This is a genomic window from Phytohabitans houttuyneae, from assembly GCF_011764425.1.
Taxonomy (GTDB): domain Bacteria; phylum Actinomycetota; class Actinomycetes; order Mycobacteriales; family Micromonosporaceae; genus Phytohabitans; species Phytohabitans houttuyneae.
Window position 1 is genome coordinate 1,973,033 of record NZ_BLPF01000001.1, and the last position, 24,821, is coordinate 1,997,853.

Annotated in this window: 13 protein-coding genes and 2 pseudogenes; 3 read left to right on the forward strand and 12 right to left on the reverse strand. The window is 73.2% G+C overall.

The annotated features are described in order from the left end of the window. Positions 1 to 41: 41 nt before the first annotated feature. Together eccD and eccB are read left to right on the forward strand one after the other, a co-directional pair. Complete coding sequence (gene eccD / locus Phou_RS08915) at positions 42 to 1,448, forward strand: type VII secretion integral membrane protein EccD (RefSeq protein WP_173055222.1); 1,407 nt, start codon at positions 42 to 44, stop codon at positions 1,446 to 1,448. A gap of 6 nt (positions 1,449 to 1,454) precedes the next feature. Continuing rightward, entirely contained in the window at positions 1,455 to 2,840 is a 1,386-nt protein-coding gene (eccB, locus tag Phou_RS08920; RefSeq protein WP_173055224.1) for a type VII secretion protein EccB, read from the forward strand. A 60-nt stretch (positions 2,841 to 2,900) separates the two neighbouring features. Here eccB and Phou_RS08925 read toward each other — a convergent pair whose 3' ends face one another. The 3 genes from Phou_RS08925 to Phou_RS08935 are packed head-to-tail and all read right to left on the reverse strand — an operon-like array spanning position 2,901 to position 4,923. Next, entirely contained in the window at positions 2,901 to 4,133 is a 1,233-nt protein-coding gene (locus Phou_RS08925) for a S8 family serine peptidase (protein ID WP_173055226.1), read from the reverse strand. Further along, positions 4,130 to 4,348 (reverse strand): hypothetical protein, encoded by a 219-nt coding sequence (locus Phou_RS08930; RefSeq protein ID WP_173055228.1) that lies wholly within the window; start codon positions 4,346 to 4,348, stop codon positions 4,130 to 4,132. The genes Phou_RS08925 and Phou_RS08930 overlap by 4 nt, the downstream gene beginning before the upstream one ends. Before the next feature lie 14 nt (positions 4,349 to 4,362). Further along, the gene (locus tag Phou_RS08935; protein ID WP_173055230.1) at positions 4,363 to 4,923 is read right to left on the reverse strand and encodes a hypothetical protein; all 561 of its coding nucleotides are present in this window, start codon (positions 4,921 to 4,923) and stop codon (positions 4,363 to 4,365) included. Between the two features lie 57 nt (positions 4,924 to 4,980). Between Phou_RS08935 and Phou_RS08940 the strand changes: the two genes are divergently transcribed. After that, positions 4,981 to 5,487 (forward strand): hypothetical protein, encoded by a 507-nt coding sequence (locus Phou_RS08940; protein WP_173055232.1) that lies wholly within the window; start codon positions 4,981 to 4,983, stop codon positions 5,485 to 5,487. On the opposite strand, the gene Phou_RS08945 is transcribed toward Phou_RS08940, so the two are convergent. The 9 genes and pseudogenes from Phou_RS08945 to Phou_RS08960 form a co-directional block, all read right to left on the reverse strand. After that, positions 5,484 to 6,386 (reverse strand): ADP-ribosyltransferase family protein, encoded by a 903-nt coding sequence (locus Phou_RS08945; RefSeq protein ID WP_173055234.1) that lies wholly within the window; start codon positions 6,384 to 6,386, stop codon positions 5,484 to 5,486. The two genes, Phou_RS08940 and Phou_RS08945, sit on opposite strands and share 4 nt — an antisense overlap. A gap of 62 nt (positions 6,387 to 6,448) precedes the next feature. Then, entirely contained in the window at positions 6,449 to 6,745 is a 297-nt protein-coding gene (locus tag Phou_RS08950) for a hypothetical protein (protein ID WP_173055236.1), read from the reverse strand. Between the two features lie 616 nt (positions 6,746 to 7,361). Then, positions 7,362 to 7,877 (reverse strand): ADP-ribosyltransferase, encoded by a 516-nt coding sequence (locus tag Phou_RS52380; protein ID WP_281365065.1) that lies wholly within the window; start codon positions 7,875 to 7,877, stop codon positions 7,362 to 7,364. Positions 7,878 to 8,089: 212 nt separating this feature from the next. Further along, complete coding sequence (locus tag Phou_RS52385) at positions 8,090 to 11,668, reverse strand: hypothetical protein (RefSeq protein WP_246273431.1); 3,579 nt, start codon at positions 11,666 to 11,668, stop codon at positions 8,090 to 8,092. After that, positions 11,623 to 13,005 carry a hypothetical protein gene (locus Phou_RS56150; protein WP_503827002.1) on the reverse strand — a complete coding sequence of 461 codons (1,383 nt, stop codon included), beginning with the start codon at positions 13,003 to 13,005 and terminating at the stop codon, positions 11,623 to 11,625. The genes Phou_RS52385 and Phou_RS56150 overlap by 46 nt, the downstream gene beginning before the upstream one ends. Positions 13,006 to 15,109: 2,104 nt before the next feature. Then, entirely contained in the window at positions 15,110 to 15,418 is a 309-nt protein-coding gene (locus tag Phou_RS56155) for an SUKH-4 family immunity protein (RefSeq protein WP_503827004.1), read from the reverse strand. Between the two features lie 127 nt (positions 15,419 to 15,545). After that, positions 15,546 to 16,004, reverse strand: a pseudogene (locus tag Phou_RS56160) (toxin glutamine deamidase domain-containing protein); the annotation flags it as partial. A 203-nt stretch (positions 16,005 to 16,207) separates the two neighbouring features. Then, on the reverse strand, positions 16,208 to 16,516 hold the full coding sequence (locus Phou_RS56165) for an SUKH-4 family immunity protein (protein WP_503827005.1): 309 nt from the start codon (positions 16,514 to 16,516) through the stop codon (positions 16,208 to 16,210). A gap of 175 nt (positions 16,517 to 16,691) precedes the next feature. After that, positions 16,692 to 24,818: pseudogene (locus tag Phou_RS08960) on the reverse strand (toxin glutamine deamidase domain-containing protein); the annotation flags it as partial. Positions 24,819 to 24,821 lie beyond the last annotated feature (3 nt).

Consider the following 24,821-nt stretch of genomic DNA (forward strand, 5'->3'; position numbering starts at 1 on the left):
AGGTTGAGCGCTGTCTGCACGGTAACGGGGAGGTGACCAGCGTGACGGCCCCGGGCGGCCTGAGTCTGGCCAGGGTAACGGTCGCGGCGCCCAAACGACGCATGGACGTCGCGCTGCCCGACAACCTCATCGTTGCCGAGTTGCTCCCCCATCTTCTGCGGCACGCCGGCGACGACCTCGGCGACGCCGGCGAGCGCCACGGCGGCTGGGTGTTGCGCCGCGCCACCGGCGCCGTGCTCGAGCCCACCCGCAACCTTTCGGTGCAGGGCGTGCGCGACGGCGAGCTGCTGCACCTCGCGCCCCGCCGCGACGACTGGCCCGAGCTGGCGTACGACGACGTGGTCGAGGTCATCGCGAGCGGCGCCCGCCGCGCCGGCCAGTCGTGGGGCGGCAGCGCCACCCGCGCCTGCGGCCTCGCCGTCACCGGCGCGATCCTGCTCGCCGGCCTCCTCGTTCTCGCGATGTCCGGCCCGCCGTGGGGCCTGCCCGGCGGTGTCGCGATCGGCGTCGCCGGCGTCCTCGCCGTGCTCGGCATGCTGCTGGCCCGCGCGATGGCCGACGCCACCGCCGGCGCGGTCGTGGCCGCCGCCGGCCTGCCGTACGCGTTCGTGGGCGGCGCGGTCCTCGGTGCGCCGAGCGACACCCCGCTGACCGGCCTCGGCGCGCCCAGCATGCTGCTCGGCGCGGGCGCGCTGCTGGTCTTCAGCGTCATCGGCTACACCGGTGTCGCCGCGGTGCAGCGCCTCTTCATGGCCGGGCTGGCGACGAGCATCGCCGGCCTGCTGGGCGCGCTGATCTGCCTTGCCGGTGCGTCGCCCGAGGGTTCCGCGGCGGTCACGCTCACCACCGTCATCGGCCTGCTGCCCAGCTACCCGCTGATCGCGAGCTGGCTGGGGCGCCTGCCGGTGCCCGAGCTGCCCGACCGGCCGGAGGCGATTCTCGAAGACCGGCCGGTGCCCAAGCGCGCCGACGTCTTCTCCGCCGTGGCGCGCGCCACCGAGCTGCTCAGCGGCCTCAACCTCGCCGCCGCGCTCAGCTCCACCGCCGCGATCGCCTACCTGGTGCTGGGAGACAGCGGCACCGCGGCCAAGCTGCTGACGTTCTCGGCGGCGACCGCGCTCCTGCTGCGCGCACGCCTCTTCGCGCTGCCGCAGCAGCGGGTGCCGCTGCTGGTGAGCGGCATCCTGGCGATGGCGTTCCTGCTGTTCAGCTTCACGGTCGACGCGAGCACCGGCGGGCGGCTGCTGGTCCTGGTCATCGCCATCGCCATCGCCGGCACCGTGCTGGCGGCGGGCCTGGTGTACAGCCGGCGCACCCCTTCGCCCTACCTCGGCCGGGCGGCCGACATCTTCGACGTGCTCGCCATCATGGCGCTGGTCCCCTTGGCCTGCGCGGTGATCGGCCTGTTCGGCGCGATCCAGGGCCTCTTCGCCTCGATCGGTGGGTGACGTCCGGTGGCGACAAGGCGGGATCAGCTCCACTCGTACCAGTTCCTGACACAGCGGGTCATCTCCGCGTTCGTCATGCGCGAGACCGACCCGCAGCAGTCGCCCCTGCGCCGCGGCGTCGGCGCGGTCTTCGGCGGCGTGATGGTGGCGGTCCTGGTGGCGGCCGGCTTCGGGATCTACGGCATCCTCACGAAGGTCGGCAGCGACGGCTGGAAGACCGAGGGCGCCGTGGTCATCGAAAAGGAGACCGGCGCCAGCTTCGTCTATCTGCAGGGCGTCCTGTACCCGACGCTCAACTTCGCCTCCGCCAAGCTCGCCGGTCGCCCGTCCACGCAGGTCTTCCGGATCTCCAGCAACTCGCTCGGCGAAGTGCCGCGGGGCAACACGATCGGCATACCGGGCGCACCCAACTCGTTGCCCAGCGTCAAAAAGCGCATCGGTCTACCGTGGACGATCTGCAGCCTGCAGACCACCAACCAGTCGGGCAGCCAGGTCACGCTCGACCGGCTCGCCGTGGGGCGGGGCACCACGGGTGGTCGCACGCTCAGCGACACCGAAGGGCTGCTGGTCCGCGAGAGCACCGAGGACAGGACATACCTCATCTGGCGCGGCCGGCACCACCTGCTCCAGGGCGGGGCCGCCATGGCCCAGGCGCTCTTCCTCGAGAAGGTCCCGGAGCGTGTCGGTGCGGGGTGGATCAACTCACTGCCCGCCGGCAAGGTGATCGAAAACATCGTGATCCCCAAGGCCGGCGAGCCCTTCGAGAAGCTGCCGGGCCGGAGGATCGGTGACGTGCTCACCGTGGACATCCCCACCGGCGAGCAAAACTACGTGCTCTACGAGGACGGCGTCGCCCCGATCACGCCCTTGCAGCTCGGGGTCCTCGACTCCCAGGGCGACGCCAAGCGGCGCGAGAAGGTCTCGCTGGCCGAGCGCCAAGACGCGGGCGACAGCCGCTTCGCGCGCCAGTCCAACGACGCGACCGACCCTCCCGCGTCGCCCCCCACGATCGTGGACGTCAGCGACGAGGTGTGCGCGGTCACCTCGGACGGGAGCACCCCGCCGGCAATCGTGGTCGACGGCACCGTCGAGGGCATCGACTCGGCGGCACGGACCGGCTCTGCCACCGCGGCCGGCGACGTGCTCGCCGACGCGGTGCTGGTGCCCGCGGGCCGTGTCGCCGCGGTGCGCGTGATGCCATCGCCGACGGCCGCGGCCGGCTACTTCGTGGTCACCGACACCGGCCACCGGTACGCGGTGCCGAGCGCCGACGTGCTGGAGCAGCTGGGCTACCCCGCCGCCGAGGCGGTCGAGGTCCCCTCCGCGCTGGTGCTGCGCCTGCCGGTCGGCCCGACACTCATCCCGGCCGAGGCACAGAAGGCGGCCTTCTAAGGGGCCTGGCGGCATCAGGCAGGGTGAGATTTCGGCGCCCCTCGGGCTGGGCAAACGCTGTCAGGGGAAGAGCTGCACGGGCGGGCCAGGCTCGTCCGGCTCGGTCTCCCGCTTGGGTGCCGGCGCCACACCGGACCGCCAGAAGCGTCGCCGGCCGCGCGGCATCACCACCGCGACGACGAGCACGATGAGCACCGCCGCCACCGCGATGCCGGTGCCGATCATCGCCACGTCACGGGCGCGCGCCCACGCCGCCGACTCGCCGGTCGCCAGCGGCGGCAGGTCGGGAAGGGGCTGGGCCGAGACGTTACCCAGCCGGGCCGTCACCGCCATGTACGGGTCGACGATGCCCCTGCCGTAAGCCGTGCCGCCGGGCGACGGCACGGCGGTCAGGCCGAGTTGCTGCTCGATGCCACCGCGCTTTTCCCGCAGGTCGCCGCGGCGCGAGTGGACCAGAGCCGCCGCCGCGCCCACAAACCCGGCGGCCACCCCGGTGCCGGTTGCGGTCGACATGCCGCCGCCGATGCTGAGCGTCGTCACGTTTTCGCCGGGTGCCACCAGATCCACGTAATCGCCCTGCTGGGACTTGCCCAACAGCAGGCCGGACTCGCGGATCGCGCCGACGCCGATCACACCTTCGTAGGCAGCCGGGTAAGGCGTGACGACCACCTCGCGCCTGTCGCCCAGGTCGCCCACCGCGGCCACCACCACCACGCCGTTGTTGATCGCCTCGGACACGGCGGCCTGCAGCACCACATTGTCGTCGTACGTGATCGTGGACACCACGATCACGTCGGCCTTCCGGGCGACGGCCGCTCTGATACCGCTGGCCAGCACCTGCGGCGTGGTGCCGGTGCCGGTGCCGATGCGGTCGGCCACGACGCGGATCGGGAGGATGGACACATCAGGTGCCAGGCCGGCAAATCCCGTGGCCTGTGAGTCGCTCGCCCCGATGACACCGGCGATCTGGGTGCCGGTGCCGAGGCAGTCGTCGTCGGCCCGCCCGCTGCCGGCCACCGCGTCAAACCCTTCGAGGACCCGGCCGCCTCCCAGGCGCGGGTGGCTGGCGTCGACGCCCGAGTCGAGCACGGCGACGATCTCGCCACCGCCACGCGTGAACGGCCGGACGCGCTCCGGCCCCAGCATCTTCTGCGCCCACGGGATCGCGGGAATGACAGGGCCGGCCGGGACGCAGTTCTGGCGGGCCGGGGCAGCCGCCGCCGGGACGGCCCCGGCCGTGGACATCGCGGCGGCGACGCAGAACACCGTCGCGGCGCGTGCGAAGCGGCTCACTCCGGGTACCGCCCGGTGTCCGGATCCTGGCCCAGGACCACGCGCGTGCGCCGCTCCAGCTCCCACACCTGATCCGGCGTGGGCGTGCGGCGCCGCTCGGAGTCGGAGCCGTCCGGGGTGAAGTCGGCGTCGTCTATGCCGTAGCGGGCCTGCCACTCGTCGTGCACGCGGGCCAGCTCCATCAGCTTGCGCCGGCGCTCCGGATCCATCTCCACAGGTCCACCTCCGGTCACAGGTCGCGAAACCGGTCTTCCATCTCGTCCGCGAAGTTTTGCCGCCACCGCTCCAGCTGGTCGCGGCGGAAGTGGGCCGGGTTCTGCTCGTACGCCGCGCGGCCGTGCGCGGTCCAGAACGAGGACTCCGGCACCGCGTCGGCACCTTCGGGGATGAACTTGAGAATCTCGCCGAAAGCGGCCACCGCGAGCGCGAACGAACGCATGCGATCGGCGTCGACGGCCGGATCGCCGGTCGCCGGCGACGAGCCGTCCTGGATCCCCACGTCGGCGATGAGCCGCCACTCCCCCGGGTCGAAAAGCTGGGAATGCTCCGGCCCGCCGAAGAAGACGACGTCGTCGGGGCCGGGCACGCTGGGGCGCTCGGGCAGGCGGAAGACGAACTCGCGCAGCGCCTGGCAGCCGCCGCAGACACCGTGGTAGCGCCGGGCCGGCGCCCCCTCGTCGTCGGTGAGCCCACTCTCCCAGGCGGTGTCGACGCTCTGGCAGCGCTCGCAGGGGTGCAGGTCCATGAACAGGTGGGCCTCGTCCCGCGTACGGACAACTGGCAGCGCCATCGCACCTCCCCGTGACAGACCAGCGCTCGTAAATCTAACCGATGCTAGCTTCTCCCCGTGGAGCTGCATCGCGCTGGCGGGGGCGACCGCAAGCTGGCACTCGTCGGCTTGGTGTACGGGGTGGTGAGCTTCGCGGTCGGCGGCCTCTTCGCGGCCGTGGGCGCCTGGCTCGTCTCGTTCATCGTGTGGGTGCCCGGGGTGTTCTTCTTCCTGCTCGGCGTCATCGTGCTGCTCGGCTCGGCACGCCCGTTCCGGATCGCGCTGAGCGAGGCCGGGCTCGACGTGCGGTCGGACGGCCACCGGTTCACCGGACCGTGGAGCCAGGTCGACGGCATCAGCATCGAGCAGACCGCGCCGGCCGGTACCCCGCCGCTGTCCCGGTCGGTGCTCGTGCTGTGGGTGGCCGACGGCGTGCCGATGCGGCATCGGCCCTCGTTTCCGCCCGGCGGCGACGGGCGGAAGGGCCACGTCATCGCCGAGCTGGACAGCCTCCGGGAGACGCACAACCAGGTCGCGGAGATCCTCCGCCGGTACGCGGGCGCGCGCTTCCGGCCCGTGCGTTAGCTCGGGAGGATCCAGCCGGTGACCTCGATGTGGCCGCCGCGCAGGTACACGTCGTCGACGCGGATCGTGAGGTCACACGGGAGGATCAGCTCCCGCTCGTACGGGTGGTGGCTGCGCCGCCCCATCCACAGCGACCGCGTGCCCTTCGGCGCGACGAGGCGCAGCCAGCATCCGGTGGGGTACGCGGGCGTGGCGCCCAGCGAAACGGACAGGTAGCCCGGCTCGGCGTACGTGCCGCCGGCGAGCGAGCGGACATCAGCCGCCCCACCGGTCAGGTGTGCCACGTCCGTGACCCCGCGCAGCGTCTCCACCGGCTCCGGCAGCGGCGACGCGACAGCCTGGTCGAGGAGGCGGAAGCGCTCGGCGAAGTCGCCGTACACCGGTTCGTGCCCGAACGCGGCGGCGGCCTCGCCGGCTCGCTCCGGATCGGCGAGCAGCTCGGCGAGGCGGGCCGCCGGATCGCCCGCCTGCAACAGTTCATTGTGGACAGCCGGGGCGCGGGTGTAGTCGTACGCGGCCTGCTGCACGGTGTTGAGCCCGGCCGGCGGTGCGCCGGGGGTGCCCGATGCGGGCGGCGGGGGCGGCGCGAGGGTCGGGCCCGACGTAGCGGCCGTCGCGGTGAGCTCCGCCAGGCTGCCCGCCTCGGCCACCGGACCGTCCACGACGCCGGCCCGCTCGTCCGCCGGCAGCTCCGCCAGGTGCCGCAGCGCTTCCGCGGGCGGGTGGCCGTCGCCCTTGGCCGCGGCCAGGCGGCGCAGCCACGGCGTGCCCGCGTTCCAGCCGCCGGCACCGGCGGCGGTGCTGTCCAGCCAGCCGGCCGCATCGTCCACATCGGACGCCCAGAGGTAGCCGAGCGTCTCGCCGCCGCGGGTCACCCGGTGGTACGACACGGCGCCCATGGCGGACCCCGCGTAGCGCTCCGGAACCCGGACCGGGCGGAACCGCGGGTCGCCCCAACGGTTCACGGAGCCTCGGGGGTGCGGGCGATCTCCTTCAGCGCCTCGAGGCTCGGCGCCTCCCGCTCCTCGCCGTCGACCGCGCCGGCGTCGTCGGCCGGCTGGCCGGCGAAGCCGCGCACCGCCTCCAGCGGCGGCACACCCCGGCCGGCCGCCTCGTCGAGCCGGGCCACCCAGGTGCCCCACACCTCGTTGTCCTCGACGTCGAAGCCGCGCCGCTCGTACGCCGCGGCCCGGTCGTCCGTGGAAGCCCAGAGGTATCCCATCGTGCGGCCGTTTTTGACGACGGGCAGGTAGCGCACCGGCGCCTCGGTGACCGCGAGGTAGCGCGGGGCACGTGCGGGCTGGACGTGGCGATCTTCGGCTCCCAGCCCTGCGACCGGTCCAGCGGCGTGCCGTCCGGCAGGTACCCGAACGGCGCCGGCGGAAGCTCCGTGATGTCCGGCGGGAAGCCCGGGTTGGCGATCTCGTCGAGCGCGCGCCGGCTCGCCGCCTCCTGCGGGACGGCACCGGCCGGGATGGCGCCCGCCTGCGGGTCCGGCGGCGCGCCGACCCAGCGGCCCAGCGCCTGCGCCGGCGTCAGCCCTGCGGTCTCGGCCTCCCGCAGCCGCTCGCTCCACGCGACCGCGGCGTCGAGGGACCGGTCCAGCGGCGGCGTCATCACGCGCAGGAAGCTCGCCGCGTCATCGGCGACGGAGGCCCACAGGTAGCCGACGAGGTCGCCGTCCACCAGCACCGGCAGGTAGCGGACCGGGCCTTCGGTGAACGGGTTGTAGCCGCCGTGCGGGTACGGATCGGCGCTCGGGGGCAGCGGCGGTGGCGGCACGTCCCACGGCGGGACGTAGCCCTCGCCCGGCCGGCCATCCCCGTTCATCGCCCACTCCATTCGCCTGGACACGCAGCTTTGACACGCAAACCCTACGGCACCCCCGGCCGCCGCACCGTGGCGATCAACTCGAATACGCCGTCCGCGCCGCGCCGCACTCCCGCGATGGTGTATTCGGCGTCCTGCGGCAGGATCAGCTCGCGTTGCCTGGGGTAGACGCTGCTGCTGCCCATCCAGATCGCCGGGTTGCCCCGCGGCACGTCCAGCACCAGCCGGAACGGGTAGCTGTCACCGGCGAACGCGGCGGACGCGCCGAGCGACGTTGACATGTACCCGTTGGCCTGTTGGGTGCTGCCCACCAAGCGGCGCTGGAGGTCTTCGACGGTGAGCGGCTGCCCGTGCTCGTTGAGCCAACGCCCGCTGGGGTCCTGCCGGAAGTTCATCGGGTTGCCGGCCGGGTCGCGCATGAAGTTGATTTCCTGCAGGCCGCGGTTGGTCTGCACCCCGTACCGCAGCGGCGTGGCCCGCATCGCCTCGTCGATGAGCGCCATCCGGGCCCGGATGTCGGCCTCGGTCGGGAAGCGGCCGCCGAACGTGCGGATCAGCATGCCGCGCACGCCGTCGTCGGTGGCGATGCGGTTCAGCACCGCGGCCTGCCGGGCCGGTGGCTCGCTGAGCACCCGGTCGACAAGCCACCGCTCGAACGTGCCCGGCGCCGGGTCGCGCTGGGCCCTCGCGTAGACGTCGGACAGCGTCGGGATGTGTCCACCGAAGAGCCCGCGCACGGCGTCGGCTGTCCCCGCGTTGTCCCACCACTGCTTCAGCACGGTCGACGCGTTCCGCACCCGGGCGATCGTGTTGTACGGCCACGAGTGCCGCGTGTACTCCCGGACCGCCGCCTGCTGGTCCGGCGGCAGGCGGTGGAAGTCCTGGCCGAGCAGGTTTTCCCCGAACGCCTCGCCGGCCGCGTCGCTGTCGAACTCCCACACGCCGTTTTCGTTGAGGTGCCCGTAGTTCGCCGGGTTGGACCCGGTGAGCGTGGGCGGCGCCGGCGGGGCGGTGTGGGCGGCAAGGGTGGTGTGGGCGGCAAGGGTGGTGCGGGCGGCAAGGGTGGTGCGGGCGGCAAGGGTGGTGCGGACGGTGGTGGTGGCGTGGACGGCGGCGCTGGCGGCACGTGGTGCGAGGCGGGCGGCGCGGCGTGCCTCGGCACGTGGCCGCCGTGACTGTCCACTGTGGGCGTTCGCGGCGCGGGGACATGGGGCGGCAGCGGCGGTGTCGGCACGCGCGGTACCGGCGCCGACGACCACGGCCCGGCCGGCGGTGCGGTTCGCGGCCCGGCCGACGGGAACGGCAGCAGGTGCGACGGGTAGCCGAGCCGCGCGAGGTCGCGGTCGACGCCCATCAGCTCCTGCCGGATCGCCAGCTGGTCCAGCGGCGTGCGGGCATTGTGGAACTGCCGCAGCAACAGCTCCCGCTCGTTGAGCCGGGCCCGGACGTGCCCCTCACCGTGCGTCGGGTCGGTGCGCGGCGTGGCCGCCGCCTCCCGGCCGAAGGCGCGCAGGATCGTGTCGACAAGCCGCCGCACCACGCCCTGCGGCCGGTGCTGGGCCAGCGCGGCTCGCATGTGGAGGGTCTCGGTGATCTCGTGTACCCACGCGCGGGTGAGCTGCTCGGGCGCGACCCGGTGGTTGACGACGGTGACGTGCGGGTCCTGGGGCGTACCGGCGCGGACGGTCGTCTGCGCCACGTTCGGCATGCCCTGCCCCACCATGGGCCGGAAGTACGTCGTGCGCCCGTCTGCCGTGTCGACGCGGATGAGGTTGCCCTCGGTGCCCACCCAGAGCACGCCCTCGCCGCGGAAGAACGACGGGTCCACCCGAGCGGCGGCCCAGTGCAGCTCGTCCAGCGACACGTCGGCCACGTGCGCGGCCCGCCCGTCCGGCACGAAGTCGGTCTCGGCGATCGGGCTGGCCGTGTGTGTCGGCCCGCTCGGCACGCCGGCCGGCTGTACCGGACCGCTCAGCTCGGCGGGGGCGTGCCCGTCCGGCTCGACTCGAGGATGCGGTATATGACCGTCTCTGCCGGGAGCGACTCCGCTCCGGTGATCTCCAGCGCGATGCGCTCCGCCGCCGGCCGGTCGACCGCCTGGGCCCGCCCCAGGTGCGTCCGGTCGAAGATCAGGCGATTGACCAGCTCCGGGTTGTACTGCCACTTCCCCTGGGTGTGATCCCAGATCAGGGCTCCGCCACGGACCGGATCCACCACGCAGATCCCCTTCGGTGGGCCCGTGCGCTCCCTCGTCTCGTGGATCGCGTAGTACGCCAGCATCCTCTGCCCTCACCTGGTGGACGGCCGGCAGGTCCGGCAGATCCGATCTGCGCAGCCCGAACTGGGCGGCGACGTCGTCGAGCGTACGGCCGTCGGCGGCGAGCCACTCCCCGTACGCCCGCCACACGTCCGGGTTTTCCCGCGTCCACCAGGCGAGGCTGGTGTCGTAGGGCGGCCAGCGCTCGGCGAGGCCCGGCGGGGTCTGCCCGGACAGGCCGGTGCTGTCGAGGTAGCGCAGGGTCGCGAGGCCGGCGTTCACCCGGGCCACGGGCGACTCGGTGGGCAGCCGCCGGACCTCGTAGAACCCGTGCGTGTCCATGCTCGCCCGCCACGACAGCTCCGTGGGGAACTGCAGCTCCATCAGCTGGCCGCCGGGCGCCCGCAGGTAGACGCAGAGGCCGTTGTACATGTTGCCGGGCGCCCAGTAGTTCTCCACCGTGATGTCGGTGTAGCCGCGCGCGCCCAGGTCGGCGAGGACCGTGTCCAGCGCGGGGGTGTACGCGGCGCCGCCGGGCAGCTGCAGCGAGAACCGGACCGCGTCGTTGACCGTGGTGGCGAAGCGCTCGACGCTCTGCCCGACCGCGATGCCTTCGTCCCGGAACTTGCGGGCCAGCGAGTCGAACTCCTTGACCCGGTACTCCTCGCCGAGCAGCCGCACCTCGCCCGGCGGGTACCCCTGGCTCTCCAGCGTGCGCGACAGGCGGGCGCCGATGTTGTTGAGGTCGCCCATGACGCGGTCGGCCACCTGGTGCGCGTTGCCGAGCAGCTTGGTGAGCACCCGTACCTGGTGGGACGTGAGCTGGGTGACCGGGTCCGCGCTGGGCGGGTCGGCGAGCTCCGGCAGCGGACCGTCCGGATCGGCGCCGGCTACGGGGTCGGCCGGCTCGCGCCCTCCGTGCAGATCCGGTGCAGCTCCTCCTCGGTCGGCAGGTCCTGCCCCAGGACGTCCCGGGCCACCGTCTCCGCCGTCGCCCGGTCGACCGGATCCGTCTTCTCCATCTCCGCGTCGCCGTAGATCGTCCGGGCCGCGATCCCCGGCTCGTAGCTCCACGTCGCCTTCGGGACGTTCCACAGCACCGCGCGCAGCGGGGTCCCCGACTCCACCCACTCCGCTATCACGTTGATGATCGGCCCGGGCGCCTTCTGCTTGTACACCACGTGATAGGCGAACGTCCCCATCAGGCAACCCCAATCTCTCGCCGCGCGGGAAGTCCGCGGGGGTCAGCCCCCGCGCCGCCACGACCTCGGCGAACGTAACACCCTGGTCAGCCAGCTGCCGCTGGTAGTCGGCCCACACCGCGGGCTTTCGGCCGGCCCACTTCGCGAAGCTCGTGTCGATCGCCTCGGGCAGCCGGTCGAGCCCGGCCGGCATCCGGTCGGCGATCCCGTTGACCCGGTTGAGGCGCAGGATCTCCAGGTACGCCTCGACGCGCGCCTCCGGCGTGGCCGTCTCCAGCCGGATGATCTCGTACAGCCGGTGGGTCTGCTTGCCCACCGTCCGGGACGCGTCGGTCGGGAACTGCACCTCGAGCGTGAAGCCGCCCGGCGAGCGCAGCGTCACGTTGACGCCGTTGTGCCGGTTGCCGGGCCGCCAGAAGTTCTTGACGTCGTCGACCGTGTAGCCGCGCGCGGCCAGCGAGTCGAGCACGGTGGTGACGACCTCGCCGTACCGGTGCTCCGGCGTGAGCACCGAGAACCGCACCCTGTCGTTCACCTCGGCCAGGAAGTCGGCGGGTGTGGTGCCCTCGAGCGCGTGCGCGTCGACGAACTTGCGCGCGAGCGAGGGCAGTTCCTTGACCCGGTACTGCTCGTCGACGGTCCGCGGCCGGTCCGCGTCGGTGAACCCGTCCAGGTGCCACGTCACGTCGTGCAGGTCGGCGAGCACCGCGTCGGCGACCGGGCGGGCGGCGGCCACGGAGGCCGCTAGCGCCTGGCGGTGGGCCGGGTCGAGGCTGTCCAGCAGCCGCTGCTCGGCCGCACGCGGGTCGAGGTCCTGCTCGAGTTCGTACGCGTCCGGGTCGCCGGCTAGTCCTGGTTCTGCGGTGGATCCCCCTTCCACTGGAAGATCCACCAGATCGTGTCCTCGTCCGGAAGCTCCTGTCCCCCGTCGCCGTCGGGGTGGCCCGCTCCGCTTCCTCCCGGGTGACCAGGTCCGTCGTCTCCCAGTCGCTGCCACCCACCGCTTGGCCGGCCAGGATCGGGTCGTACATCCACGCGCCCGCCCGGTGACTCCAGATCAGGCCGTGGCCCTCCTCCCCGTCGGCCCCCTGGACCACGATCCCCGCCGGAGTGTGGTCCGTCGCCGACCGGAAGATCACGTAGTAGAACAGCTTGCGCATCAATCTTCTCCAGCCGCTTGGCGACGTCCGGGGAGACCGGGAAGTCGCTCCGGTCCAGGCCGAACTCGGCCACGATGCTCGCGAAGTCCCGCCCGTTGGCATCCAACCACGCCTCGTACCTGGCCCAGGCCTGGGCGTTCTTGGTGATCCAGGAGGCGAAGCTCGTGTCGACCGGCGGGTCGAGGCCGGGCGGGATCGCACCGGCCAGGCCGAAGCGCTTGTTGATCGCCAGCATCTCCAGGTGCGCGTGCACCCGGCGGGCCGGGCTCTCGTCCTCGCGCCGCACCACCTCGTACAGGTCGTGGGTGAGGTCGCCGGCCCGGCCGGACAGGTCGGTCGGGAACTGGACCTCGAAGAGCTGGCCGGTCGACGAGCGGAACGTGGCGTTGTACCCGAAGTGGCGGTTGCCGGGCGACCAGAAGTTCTTGCCGTCGACGAACGTGTACCCGCGCGCCTCCATGCTGGCCCGCACCTGCGCCACCGCCGGCGCGTACGCCGCGCCGTCGGGCAGGCGCATGGTGAAGCGGAGCACGTCGTTGGCGCCGGCCGCGAAGTCTTGCACGGTCATCGGCTTGCGATGGCTCTCGGTCGCAAACTTGCGCTGCAGCGAGTCCGCTTCCTTGACCCGGGTCTCCAGGTGCGCCAGCTCGGCCGGCGGGTCGAGGCCCAGCGCGCGGGTCGCGTGCGCACCGACCTCGGCCAGCGCCGTCTGCACCCCGTCGGCGGCGTGCTCGGCCCGCCCGCGCAGGTCGTCGAGGACCGCGGCGTCCTCCCTGCTGACCGAGTAGTCAGTCAGCTCGGGCTTGGCGAGCAGTACCGGCTGCGGCTGCGCGCCCCACAGGTGTCCCGGCAGCAGGCTGCGCTGCTCGGCCGCGCGGAAGATCGCCATCTCGCCGTACGTCTGCGGCACGGTGCCGCGGGCGTGTACCACGCGGCCCTCGTCGCCGCCGGCCACCCAGCGGCCGTCGGGCAGCTCGCGGATGTCGACGCCGAGCGCGTTGCGGGCGCGGCGGTCCGCCGGCCACTCGTCGGGCCAGGCGTCCAGCCGGTCGCTGGGGCTGTGCACCACGAACGGCACCGCGTCGAGTCCGGCCTCGCGCGCCGCGCGCAGGCGGCGGTTGTCCAAGCTGGACAGTGAGCCGTCGCCCCACCGCACGCCGTGCACCGGCCCGCCCCGCCAGCCGCCGCGGTCCATGTTCCGGACCAGGTCTTCGGCCGTGATGCCATCGCTGGTCTGCGGGCTGACGCTGCGCTGGGTGAAGCGGATCTCCTGCGGCGACACCATCGCGGTCTGGCCCAACGCCTGGTCGTAGCGGCGCTGCTCCTCCGGCGTGAGGCTGGCCCGGTCGAGGCCCAGGTGGTCGTAGGTCGCCCGGCCCACCCCGAGGTCGGCGAGCTCCTGCGGCGTGGGGTCGCGGAACATCTCCTCCGGCCGGGGCTCCCGCGCACCCGCGTCCGGTGTGGACGGCGACGGGTCCGGAGTGGACGAGCCCGGCCGTCCCGGATCGGGGCTCGCGGGTCGGGCGTCGCGGCGTCCGGGGTCGCCGACTCGCCGCGGGCGTGGAACGGCCCGCCCTCGCTGATCGGCTTGACGCCCTTCCAGTTCGCACCGAGCAGCGCGTCCTTGCCGATCCAGCTCGCGTCGCGGCCGTGCTGGCCGTTCCAGCCGGCGCGGCTGACCTCGTTCGGCGTCGGGTAGCCCGGGCTGCCGAACGGGTGCCGTGCCGCGCGGTCAAGGATCTGCTGTCCCGCGTCGTGCTGCCGCCGCAGCTCGGCGATCAGCGCGTCCGGATCGCTCTGGCCGTACCGGCTCCGCAGCGCGTCGATGTCCACCGTGGAGTCACCGGCCGCCCACCGGGCCACCGCCCGCGCGTCCGCCTCGACCCGCCGCATCTCGCCGCGCAGCCGGTCGAAGACGTCGTTGGCGCGGTGCTCGCTGCCCGGCGCCCAGTCGTAGCCGGCCCGCGCCCACGCGTAACCGCCCACAGTGGACGCCGCGTGGATCTCGATGTGCGAGACGCCGGAGTAGCGGTACCAGTCCTCCATGAACCGGTTCCACTCGCCCGCGAAGCCGCGCCCCTGTGCGTCCTGGTTGAGCTTCAGCGACACGTGGGTGACGGCGATGCCACCGTCGGGCAGGCGGCGGAACTCGCGCACGACGCGCCCCGCGTACCCGGTTTCCGGGTCGATGATGTCCAACCGGATGGTCACGTTGTCGCGGTAGACGCTGACCGCGTACGGGTCGTCCAGGTCGATCCGCACGCGCATGCCGCCGAACTCGCGCCCGTCCAGCAGCCGCGCGAACTCGTCGCGTACCGCGTCCGCCCACCGCGCCGCCTCCGCGTCGGTCTGCGGCAGCAGCTCGTCAAGCGACGGCGGTCGCCCTTCGCGATCCCACGGGCGGTCGTTCCAATGCCCGTCGTTCGCGTTCTCCGCGGGAGGCGCCGGGTCCGCGGTCGGACCACCATCCGCATCGGGTACGGGCGACGCGTCCTGCCAACCGGACTCCGGCTGCGGCGTGGGCGGCGTCTGCGTGCTCGGCGACGGTGGCGGCGTGTTCGTGGGCGATGGCGGTGCCCACGGCGGTGTGTGCGTGCTCGGCGCCGGTGGAGGCGCCCACGGCGGCGTGTTCGTCGTCGGCTGTGGCGGTGCCCACGGCGGGGTCGAGGTGGTGGGTGGTGTCGCCCACGGGCTCGGCGACGGCGGCACGGGCGGCAGGGTTGTGGGCGGGGTGGCCCACGGGCTCGGCGGCGGCGGTTGGCTCACGACCGGCGACGGCGGTGACACGACGGCCGGCGACGGCCGCGTGCCGAAGCCGAGGAGGCGGCCCAGCCGGTCGAGCATCCGCCGCCCGAAGCCCCGCGCCGCTCGGTCGGTGGCGGCCCGCTGCTGCATCGCGTCGGCGATCTCGTTCGCCAGCACCTGGTTGAGGTGGTGCGGCGGCGTGCTGCCGTCGATACGGATGACGTGCGGGTCGCCCGGGGTTCCGGAGTGGACGGTCGAGCCGCCGTACCCGACCTCGGTGCGGAAGTGCTGCACCCGCCCGTCGGCAAGCTCGACCCTCAGGTTCGGCCCGTCAGGTCGCACGTCGACCACCGGCCCGCCGCCGAGCTGCTGCGGGGTGAGCCAGGCGGCCGAGTTCCGGACCTGGTCGGTGGTGACGCGATCGGCGCCTACGCCGGTGGCGTCGGCTCGGGCCAGATCTGGCGCCCGCTCAGGTGTCCCGCCCTCCTGGCCTCGCTGTACTCCTCGATCACCATCGGAATGGGAAGGCTCGTATGTACCGTCACCACGCCCGTCCGGTCCACTATGTACGAACCGTGACCCACCTGCATCCCCTTGCTGAGCTGCTCCTCCGTCAGCGCCTGTTTCACCAGCCAGCCGAACTCGAACGGGTACAGGGTCACCTCCGTGCTCCGCCCGACCAGACGCTGGATCAACTCCCGTGCCTGTTCCTCCGTGAGCTGCGGTTCCTGTGACATTCGGCGTTCCCTCGCTGCTGGTTGGTGACGGGCTGCCGGCCAGATGATCCGCCCGGATGTGCCAGAGGGTGTGCGTGGAGGCCATGAACCCGGCCGGCGGCGAGTCCCACGTGCGCCCGCTCTGCGGGTCCCACCAGACCGGGCCGCTCGCGCCCCGCGGGTACACGATCACGAACGCGTGCGCGTCCTCGCGGATGACGTTGCCGTTGACGTCGACGCGGGGCTGGCCGGTTGCCGGGTCGATCGAGATCCAGTCGGCGACGACAAGCGCGGACGCGCCCTCGCCGGCGGCCGCGATCTGGGCGTGCAGGTCGGCGTACTGGCCGGCCACCGCCGCCGCGCGCCCGGTGGGGTCGCCCGGCATCCCGGCGGGTGGGCCGGTCCAGGTGTCGCCGAGCCAGTCGACCGCGCGCCGCAGGCCGTCCGCCTCGCCGGAGCGGTGGTCGGGCGTGCCGTCGGAGTTGACGTCCGCCCAGCGCGGCGCCGCGACCTGCGGCTCGCCGTAGAAGGTGGAGAGCGCCGCGAGCGAGCCGTCGAGGCAGTTGTTGGAGCGGCCGGGCACGCTGGGACCGCCGTCGTTGACCATCCGCCCGTAGGGGTGCGTGGACGGGTCGGCGAGCGCCGTGTACCCCGAGCCGGTGTCGAGCGCCTGCTCCAGGTCCCGCTGGTACTGCGGGGTCTCGATCGGGGCGAGGTTAGTGGGGCCGACAAGCCGCGTGGTGTCGAGCGGCGGTACGCCCGGCGCCAACCCGGCCGGCTCCTGCGGGCCCGCGTCTACCGGGTCGGGGGCTACTGCTGGGTCGGCTCCGGCCAGATCTGGCGACCGGTGAGCCGCCCCTCCCTCTTCGCCTCGCTGTACTGCGCCGTCAGGATCCGCGTCGACAGGCTGGACTGTGCCGTCACCGTCCCGTTCAGGTCGATGATGTAGCTCCCCTGACCGACCTGCATCCCCCGGCTGCGTTCCTCGTCCGTCAGGACCGCTCTCGCCAGCCAGCCGCTCTCGAACCGGTACAGAGTCACCTCCCGGCCCGCCCCGATCAGCCGGGTGATCAGTGCCCGGGCTTCGTCCTCCGTCAGCTCCGGTTCCGCTTGCGTCATTGGGCGTTCCCTCGGTGTTGAAGGTGGATGCCGCGGCCGGCGACGGCGGCGTACCGGTGGCGGTGGAGGCGGCCGGCGCCGCGGGCGCGGCCAGGCCGTCGCCGCGCATCGACCACAGGGTGTGCGTGTCGGCCATGTAGGCCGTGGGCGGTGAGGTCCAGGTCGTGCCGTGCTGCGGGTCCCACCAGACCGGCCCGGGCGCGCCGTGCGGGTACACGATGACGAACGCGTGGGACGACACCGAGTCCACGACGTCGCCGTTGGCGTCGGTGCGGACCTGCCCGGTCGCGTCGTCGAAGTCGAGCCACTCCGCGATCACGAGCGCCGAGGATCCGGGACCGGCGGCCGCGATCTGGGCGTGCAGGTCGGCGTACTGGCCGGCCACCGCGGTCGCCCGGCCGGCGGGGTCACCGGGCATCGGCGCGGTGGGGCCGTCCCAGGTGCCGTTGAGCCAGTTGACCGCGCGGTTGAGCCCGTCGAGCTCGCCGCTCGCGACGTCGGTCGTACCGTCCGGCAGCACGTCCGGCCAGCGCGGCGCGGAGACCTGCGGGTCGCCGTAGAAGCTGGAGAGGGCGGCCAGCGAGGAGTCGAGGCAGTTGTTGCCCCGGCCGGGCACGTTCGGGCCGCCATCGTTGACGAGCTGGCCGTACGGGTGGCTCGACGGGTCGGCGCCCACCTCGTAGCCGGAGCCTGTGTCGAGGGACTGCGCCAGGTCCTGCTGGAACTGCGGGTCCTCGATCGGCGCGAGATGGTCCGGGCCGGTCGTGCGGGTCGTGTCGAGCGGCGGCACGCCCGGCGCCAGCGCGCCGGGGTCGGAGAGCGGGCCGGTCTCTAGCTCGAGGTCCCCGTCGGACCCCACTTCCGGGTGTACATCTCCGCTGCCCGGTCCCCGATCGCCTGTAGTTCCTCCTCGGTCGGCAGGTCCGCTCCCAGGCTCTCCCGAGCGATCCGCTCCGCCGTCGATCGGTCCACGATCTGGATCCGTTCCTCGTAGTCCGGATTGGTCAGGATCGCGCCCAGCGAGGCCTGTGCCTCCGTCCAGTCCACTTCCCTGTGGTCCCACCCCACTACTCGATGGGGAAGAGCCGGGTCCGTCCGTCCTTCCGCCAACAGGCCCACCGGTGCCATCCGGTCCGGGCGGCGGTAGAGAACGTAGTAGGTCCAGCGTTCGCTCATCGAGCTTGCCCTTCTCCGGCACCGTCGGGTCGGCCGGTACCAGCTTCGGATCGATCGGGAAGTCCGCCCGGCTCAGGCCATGATCCCGCACCTCGTCCGCGAACGTGCGGCCTTGGTCGGCGAGCCACTGCTGGTACTCGGCCCACTGCTGCGGCCGGTCTGCGATCCACTTCGCGAAGCTCGTGTTCTTGGACTGCGCCGGGTCGACCCCGCCGGGCACCGGGTCCGCGATCCCCTGGTTGGCCCGCAGGATGCGCAGGAACGCCTCGGCCCGCTCGTGCACCGGGTACTCCCGCCCGGTGATCGGGTCGCGCCCTTCCAGCCGGAAGATCTCGTAGTCCCGGTGCGTGAGCTTTCCGACGTCCCACGACTCGCCGGTCGGAAACTGCAGCTCGACCGGGTGGCCCTCGGGCGTGTACAGCGTGACGTTGCGCCCGTAGAAGCGGTTGCCGGGCCGCCAGAAGCTCTTGTCGTTGGCCGGGTCGTACCGGTAGTTGTACGGGTCCCCGGTGAGCCGGTCGATCGCGGACTGGACGATCTCGGTGTAGCGGGAGCCGTCCAGGACCGACAGGGAGAAGCGGGCGAGGTCGTTCGCGTCGTTTTCCAGGAACGGGCCGAGACCCTCGCGGCTGCCCTCGATGAGGTACTTCCGGGCCAGCGAGGCGAGCTCTTTGACGTCGGTACTGCCGTCGCCCTCGACCCGCACCGTGCCGTCGCCGAACTCGGCGCGCAGGGCGTCGGCCACCTCCGTGAGGCGGGTGCGCATCTGCTCGGCGACCGGCCGGGCGTCGCGGAGCGCCTCCTGCATGGCGATGCGCTCGGCGTCCTTGAGCGCGTCGACGTAGGCCTGCTCGCTGGCCCGCGGGTCGGGCGTGCCGTCCTGCTCGAGCTCCAGATCGTCGGGCGTGGACCCGTCGCCGTCCTGTTCCCTCGTCCCGTCCTGGCTCTCGGTCCGCGGCCCGTCTTCCGTCCGCGACCCGTCTTCCGTCCGCGACCCGTCCTCGGTGCGCGGCCCGTCCTCGGTGCGCGGCCCGTCCTCGGTGCGCGGCCCGTCCTCGGTGCGCGGCCCGTCCTCGGTGCGCGGCCCGTCCTCGGTGCGCGGCCCGTCCTCGGTGCGCGGCCCGTCCTCGGTGCGCGGCCCGTCCTCGGTGCGCGGGCCGTCCTCGGTGCGCGGGCCGTCCTCGGTGCGCGGGCCGTCCTCGGTGCGCGGGCCGTCCTCGGTGCGCGGGCCGTCTTGCGTGCGGATGCCGTCCGGCGTGGTCGTGCTGGGCGTGCCGTCGCCCGGTGGTGGAGTGGCCGCTGTGCTCGACGGACCGGACGGCGACGTCGTGGGGGACGGACCGCTGGACGGGCTGCCATCCGTCGGCGCGATGTCGAACCGTCCCCGCGCGGGGTTCCACTCGGCGACGGGGGTCGAGCCCTCGTCGGTCTCGCGCGTGATCCGGCCGTCCTGGTAGACGACGCGGCTGCCGTCGCCGAGGTAAATCTCGATCTTGCCGACCTGGTCCAGCCGGGTGTCCGCCGCGTTGAGCATCATCCGGCGCACCTGCGACATCAGCGAGAGCGCCGCGTGCTCGAAGTCGAGGCCCCGTTGAGCGTTGGGATCGTTGGGGTCGGCCGGCGCGGCGTTCCGCGCGTCGATGACGACGTCGCCTTCCAGCCGGCTCCCGTCCGGCTGCTCCTCGAACTTCTCCAGCGCCCGGCTCACCTGGTGGTCGATCGCCCGGCGGGTGTTGTGGCCCACGCTCTTGTACTCGACCGGCGTGCCAGGGTCGTCCGGCCCGGTGCGCTCCAGCGCCTCCATCGAGTGGTAGCCCTCGCCGAACTGCGGGTGGCGCGGGGTGCGCGTGACGTGCCGCCCCTCGTCCGCCCGCATGTTGGCGGTCTCGCGCTCCTTGGGCTCGAAGCCCTCGACCGTACCGTCGTGCGCGTCGGTCACTCCCGGCTGGAACTTGTCGCCCAGCGGCCCGGGCTGCTCCGGGTTGACCCCGTCGAAGTGCGACGGCGGCACGTCGTTGCGGTACGGGTCGTTCGGATCGGGTGGCGGCGGCCCTTCCTCGGCTTCGCGGGCGCCGTCCGCGTCGGGCTGGGTCGTCCCATCCGGCTGCGTGGTTCCGTCCGGCTGCGTCGTCGTCGCGTCCGGCTGCGTCGTCGTCCCGTCCGGCTGCGGCGTCGTCGGGTCCGGCGGCGGCGTCCCGTCCGGCGGCGGCGTGCCGTCGGGCCGCGTGCTGCCGCCCGTGCCCGCGCTCGCCTCGGGCTGGGTGTTCGTGCCGGGTTGTCCCGTGCTCGACGGTTGCCCTGTCCCCTGGCCGGCTGGTGTGGCGGACCCGTTGAGATCGGGGAAGCTCATCTGGGTCTGGCTCTGCCGCATCGCGGCGAGGTCGATGCCGTGCGTGCTGGCCACGTGCTGGGTCAGCGGGCCGACGAAGCCACCGTCCCGGCGCACGGCCGGATCGGGATGCATCGACTCGGCGATGGCCGTGCGCGCCTGGCCCAGTATCGTGTCCGGGTCGGTTACGAGCACACCGTCGGGGATCGAGCCGGCCGGCACGTTGTATCGGCGCATCACCTCGGTGCGCAACTGCTCCGGCGTGAGGCCGGCCAGCTCGCGGTACCCGTCCGAGTTGGGGATGCGCGGGTCGGCGGTGGGATCGGGCGAGCGGTGCCCGGCCAGCCCGCGCAGAAACTCCTGCTGCACGGTGAACGCCTGGAACTCCCGCTCCAACCGCAGCTGCGCCCGTATCTCGGCGATCTGGCTGGGCGGCACGTTGGCGTTGATCGCGCGGATGAGCAGCGCGTTGTTGGGCTGGAGCGCGTGCATCCCCTCGTGCACCATCGTGGTCGCGATGGCGCTCAGCGACCGCGGGTCGCCGCTCGTCGTCGTGGGGCTGATGAACATCGCGCCCAGGTTCGGGTCGTAGAACCCCCGCGCTCCCCCGCTGTTGACCTGGTTGATGATCGTCGGCGTGATCGCGCCCGGCGGCAGGATCGCGCGGACCGAGGCCATGTCGATCGGCACCGTACGGTCGAAGAGCCGCGCCGCGTGCGCCTCGAACTCCGGCCCCATGACGTCGCCGATCTTCGCGATCGCGATCGCCTGCGAGATCGGGTCGAACCGCCCGGTGACCGGGTCGATGCTCGCCGCCCGGTTGGCCATCTCGACGGAGTTGAGCGGATCGACGCCATCCAGGTCGCGCCAGCCCGGATCGGCACGCTGGCCGCCGCGGTCGAAGTCGCGCCAGTTGCGGTACGCGTCCGAGTAGGCGTTGACCGCGTTGCTCAGGTCGCGCACCTGCTGTACCAGGTCGCCCATCTCCCCGGTGACGCGCGCGACGTCCGAGGTGACCTGGAGGCGGTTGGCGAGCTGGCGGATATTTTCGAGGTCCGCGAGGCGGGCGGCCACCGCCTCGGGCGAGTAGCGCGCGAGCAGGTTGGCCCGCGCCCGGTCGACCAGCTCGTTAACCTGGCGCGGGAGGTCCGCACCGGTCCGCGGGACGTTGGGCGAGAAGTTCGCCGTCGGCGCCAGCTCCGGATCGATGACCCCGTCCCCGTCGCGGCTCCCGTCACCCCCGTCCGGCGGCGGCCCATCCCCACGAGGCCCGTCCGGCGTGCCGCCATCCGGGGTGGCACCGTCCGGCGGGGCAGCATCCGGCGTCGGCCCGTCGGCGCGCGGTCCATCGGGCGTACCGCCGTCCGGCCGCGACCCATCGGGCGTCGCCGCCTGCGAACCGTCCGGCGTGGGCCCGTCAGCACGCGAACCATCCGGCGTGGGCCCATCCGGCGTCGGACCGTCAGCACGCGAACCGTCGGGCGTCGGACCGTCAGCACGCGAACCGTCGGGCGTCGGACCGTCCGGAGTGGAGCCATCGGGACGCGAGCCGTCTGGCGTCCCCGCCTCGGGACGCGCCCCATCCGGCGCCGGACCATCAGCCCGCGAACCATCCGGCGCAGGCCCATCCGCACGCGGCCCATCCGGCGTCCCCGCATCGGGACGCGCCCCATCCGGCGCCGGACCATCAGCCCGCGAACCATCCGGCGCAGGCCCATCCGCACGCGGCCCATCCGGCGTCCCCGCATCGGGACGCGCCCCATCCGGCGCCGGACCATCAGCCCGCGAACCATCCGGCGCAGGCCCATCCGCACGCGGCCCATCCGGCGTCCCCGCATCGGGACGCGCCCCATCCGGCGTCGGACCATCGGCGCGCGGACCGTCCGGAGTGGACCCATCCGGCGTCGGGCCGTCCGGAGTGGAGCTATCGGGCGTAGGGCCGTCCGGGGTGGGGCCGTTCGGGCCGGTGCCGGGCGGCGCGAGGGTGGAGTCCGGTGCCCGCGCACCCGAAGGCGTCTGCGGACCAACCCCGGCAGGCGTCGGCTCGGGCGTCGGTGAGGCAGGCGTGGGCGACGACGGCGGAGGGGACGGCGGCGTGGGCGACGACGGCGGAGGGGATGACGGCGTGGGTGACGGCGGCGTGGGTGACGGCGACGGGGTGGGCGAGGCGGGCGTCGGGTTGAGCGGCGGTGTGACGGTGCCCTCGCGCAGCTCGCCCAGCCGGGTCGCGATGTCGGCCTGGCTCATCGGGACGCGGTTGCCGCTGCTGTCGACGTTGGTGAAGTTTTGCGACAGGAACTGCTGCAGCCGCCGCCCGTACGGGTTCAGGTTGTCCGAGTTGGTGTTCAGCGCGTGCTGCACCATGTCCGGCGTCAGCAGCGGGGCCCTGCCGTTGGCGCCGTTGGCCCCGCCCGCCCGCGCGCTGAACATCTCGCCCACGCCGGCCGCGTAGTCGGCGCTGACCTGCTGCTCGATCCGCTTGCGCCACTGGTACCACTTCGGCTTCTCGCGGGTGCCGTCGCCGGCCGGCTGGGCACCGTCCTGGCGCGCGCCGCCGTCGGAGCGGCCCGAGGCGCCATCGGAGCGGCCGGAGGAGCTGTCGGGGCGGCTGGAGGAGCCGTCGGGCTGGGTCGCGGGCGGGGTTGCCGCGCTGCCGTCGCCCTCGCCGTCCGGGCCGCCGTCCGTCGTGGGGCCTTCGGGCTGGCCGGACTGCGCGGACGGGTCGGCGGGGGTGGCGCCGTCTCCGGGGGTGGAGCCTTCCGGCGTGGCCGAGCCGTCGCCGGTGGACGTCGTACCGTCGGGCTGGGGCGTGCCGTCGCCGGTCGCCTCCGGCGTGGCGGTGGCGTCGGGGGTCGCACCGTCCGATGTGGAGCTCGCCGGTGTGGTGGAGCCGTCGGCGGTTGGTGTGGCCGTCGAAGAGGACGAAGAGGTCGGCGACGGTCCGGACGTGGAGGACGAGGTAGTGGACGGTGCCGGCGTCCCACCGTCGGGCGTCGCCCGCGTGCCGCCATCCGGCGTCGCCGGCGTCCCCGTCCCAGGAGTTCCACCATCCGGCGTCGCCGTCCCAGGCGTGCCACCATCCGGCGTCGCCGTCCCGCGAGAGCCACCATCGGGCGTCGCCGTCCCGGGGGTGCCACCATCCGGCGTCGCAGGCGTCCCCGTCCCGGGAGTGCCGGCATCCGGCGTCGCCGGGGTACCGGAGCCAGGAGGACCGGCGTCCGGTGTCGCGGGCGTACCGGCATCGGGCGTGGCTGGTGTGCCGCCGTCCGGGGTCGCTGGCGTCCCGCCGTCGGGCGTGGCCGGCACCGGCGTGCCCGGCGTGGGCTGGCCTGGCTGCGGTGTGCCCGCCTGCGGGGTGCCCTCGCCGGGAGTGCTCGACCCGCCGGTCTGACCTTCCGATGTGGACGACGACTCCCCCCGCTGCCCGCCGGAAGAGGACGAAGACGAGGTGGAGGTCGAGGTAGACGAGGGGGGCGAAGAGGTCGACGACGAAGGACCCGTCGCCGACGAACCGCCCGTGCGTCCCGAGCTCTGCGAGCCACTCTGACCCGACTGCCCGCTCTGACCTGACTGCCCAGTCTGACCTGACTGTCCAGACTGGCCCGTCTGCCCGGGAAGGCCCGTCTGACCCGGCAGGCCGGTCTGGCCGGGCAACCCACTCTGGCCCGGCAACCCACTCTGGCCCGGCAACCCACGCTGACCGGGAAGGCCGCTCTGACCCGGCAGGTTGCCGCCCTGGTTGCCGCCACCGAAGAGGTTGCCCAGGCCCTGGTTGAGGGCGGGCGTCACCACGTTCGGCCGGTGGCGGCCGCCCGGCTCGCTCAGGATCTCGCCCAGGAGTGCGGCCGGCGTGACCGCCTCCCACACGTTGTCCAGAGTCATTCCACTGTAGACACCGTTGCGCTGCGCCCACTCCGTGAGGCCCAGCTGGTCGATCATCCGGTCGCGGGCGATCTGCAGGAAGTTGTCGGCGACCTGGCCGAGGCCGAACGCCACGGCCTCGGTGACCCGGCTGTGGATGCCGAACATCAGCGGGCCACCGATCGCGCCCGCGATGAAGCTGTCGACCAGCTCCATACCGAAGCGGCCGGCCCAGCCCTCGGTGAACGGGTCGTGTCCCTCCAGGGCCTGGATCAGCAGGATCCCGCCCTTCATGGCACCCATGAAGCCCGCGTACGCGAGGCCGCCGCGCAGCGCCGCCGCACCCACGCCGCGCATCCCACTCGCGATGAACCGCCGGACGCCCGCCCTGATGGTCTCCTGCCACAGCTTGCGCAGCAGCTCCCGGGCGATGGTGTAGATCGTGGCGCGACCGGTCGCGATCGCGGCCGCGCCCGCCGCGGCGCCGATGCCGGTCCAGATCGTGATGATCGCCTGGATCAGCGCGATCGCCATCATCACGAGCGTGATGACGGCCATCCACTTCATGCTCTCGATCTCGAGCGCCTTGCCGTGGACGAGCTGCTGCATGGAGCCGAGCGCCTCGCCCATGCTGGCGGTCTCGTCCATGTAGCCCTGCAAGGTCTCGCGCACGACCTGGGCGGCGCCGTCGCCCTGCCACACCGAGAGGTCGCGGATGTAGTCCTGGATCTCCTCCAGGTGCGAGGCGTACAGCTCGGCCGCGGCCTGATACGAGTCCGCGAGGTCGAAGAGACGATCGTGGCGGGCCTCCGGCCACTGCGTGATCATCTCAAGGAAGTCACCGAGGACCGGAAGCCACTGGTTGATCTGGTTGAAGGTTTGCCGTATCGACTCCAGCGCGGCATCGGCGGCGTCCTCCGCGACGTTTCCGGTCATCTG

Coding starts and splice junctions, on each gene's coding strand:
- Phou_RS08935 (WP_173055230.1), bottom strand. CDS start 4,923: ATGGCGCTGCCAGTTGTCCGTACGCGGGACGAGGCCCACCTGTTCATG.
- Phou_RS08945 (WP_173055234.1), bottom strand. CDS start 6,386: ATGGGCGCCGTGTCGTACCACCGGGTGACCCGCGGCGGCGAGACGCTC.
- Phou_RS52380 (WP_281365065.1), bottom strand. CDS start 7,877: ATGCTGATCCGCACGTTCGGCGGCCGCTTCCCGACCGAGGCCGACATC.
- Phou_RS56155 (WP_503827004.1), bottom strand. CDS start 15,418: ATGTCACAGGAACCGCAGCTCACGGAGGAACAGGCACGGGAGTTGATC.
- Phou_RS56165 (WP_503827005.1), bottom strand. CDS start 16,516: ATGACGCAAGCGGAACCGGAGCTGACGGAGGACGAAGCCCGGGCACTG.